This window comes from Streptomyces sp. BE303, assembly GCF_036290945.1.
Lineage (GTDB): Bacteria > Actinomycetota > Actinomycetes > Streptomycetales > Streptomycetaceae > Kitasatospora.
Window position 1 is genome coordinate 1 of the sequence record NZ_JAQYWZ010000294.1, and the last position, 318, is coordinate 318.

The following is a 318-nucleotide window of genomic DNA, read 5'->3' on the forward strand; positions in this document are numbered from 1 at the left end:
CCCCGGGAGCTCGGGTGGACGCCGTCGGGGGCGCGGAGCAGCTCGGCCCGGTCCTGGAACTCCGGCCCGGAGGACGGGGACAGCGGCGTCACGGCGCGCACGGCGGAGCGGGCCTGCCGGCGGGCGAGGCGCCGGGAACGGTGACCGCCGACCAGTCGGGCGGGGGCACGGAAGCCGGGCGCGTGGCCGGGGACGGGGCACGGCACCACGACCGGCTGCCAGCCGGTCTCGCGGAGCCGCCCGAGCAGCAGGGAGAACAGACGGGCGGTCCGGCCGATCGGCCGCGGGAGGAGGGCGTCGTTGCCGCGGACGATCACC

At 79.9% G+C, this 318-nt stretch carries 1 pseudogene; it reads right to left on the minus strand.

Annotation, left to right across the window (positions count from 1 at the left end):
* Window positions 1-318, minus strand: a pseudogene (locus PUR56_RS02815) (hypothetical protein); the annotation flags it as partial.